Annotated in this window: 1 protein-coding gene and 1 pseudogene; both read left to right on the top strand. The window is 60.0% G+C overall.

Annotated features, from left to right (window positions below; genetic code table 11):
- A pseudogene (locus AC30RD_RS09760) lies at positions 1-250 on the top strand (RelA/SpoT family protein); the annotation flags it as partial.
- Positions 251-261: 11 nt separating this feature from the next.
- On the top strand, positions 262-1,134 hold an 873-nt coding region (gene tyrS / locus AC30RD_RS09755; RefSeq protein WP_489494367.1), incomplete at its 3' end, for a tyrosine--tRNA ligase.

Below are 1,134 nucleotides of genomic sequence, written 5' to 3'. Positions count from 1 at the left end.
CCATTACCATATGATCGTCAGCATGCACAACGCCAAAGGGGCGCTGGCGGAGTTCCTGACCTTCCTCGCCGGGCTCGGCGCGGAGATCGTCAGCATCGAGCTGGGCAAGGAAAAAGAGGAACATATCCAGCTGTGCGAGCTGGAATTCCAGAGTTCGGAAGCGGATATTAACCGCCTGCGCGCTAAAATAGAACAAAAAATTCACATCATACAATTTATCCGTACGGACGATGCCTATCGTTCCGTCTGAGAGGAAACGACATGACCATGGAAGAAGCGCTGGCCGAAATACGGCGCGGCAGTGCGGAGATCATCGATTTCGAGCGGATCGAAACGCTGGTGAAAGCCGCGGTGGAAGAGGGCAGGCCCTTCACCGTCAAGGCCGGATTCGACCCGACCGCCCCGGACCTGCACCTGGGCCACACGGTGCTGCTCAACAAGCTCGCAGCGTTCCAGCGTATCGGGGCGCGCGTGCAGTTCATCATCGGTGATTTCACCGCCCAGATCGGCGACCCGACGGGCAAGAGCGAAACCCGCAAGAAGCTGCTGCCGGAGCAGATCCTCGAAAACGCCAGGAGCTACAGGGAACAGGTCTTCAAGATCCTCGATCCGGAGAAGACGGACGTCCTGTTCAACAGCGACTGGATCGCGCCGCTGGGTGCGAGCGGGATGCTCGAACTGACGACGCTGATGAACGTCGCGCGGATGCTCGAACGCGACGATTTCGAGAAGCGCTACAAGAGCGGTACGCCCATCTCGATCAGCGAGTTCATCTATCCGCTGCTGCAGGGCTACGACAGCGTCCACCTCGACAGCGACATCGAGATCGGCGGGACCGACCAGAAGTTCAATTTGCTGATGGGCCGTCACCTGCAGCGCGCCTACGAGACCGGGAAGGAACAGGCGGTCCTGATGATGCCGATCCTCGAAGGGCTCGACGGCGTGCAGAAGATGAGCAAGAGTCTGGGCAACTACATCGGGGTCGCGGAAGCGCCCGGCGAGATGTTCGGCAAGGTGCTGAGCATCTCCGACGACCTGATGTGGCGCTACTACGAGCTGCTCAGCCACAAGAGCCTCGCGGAGATCGAGCGGCTCAAAGCGCTGCCGGAAAAATACCGCCGGCAGATCCCGCCG

Source organism: Nitrosophilus sp. (assembly GCF_982775275.1).
This window is presented reverse-complemented; position numbering and strand designations above follow the sequence as displayed.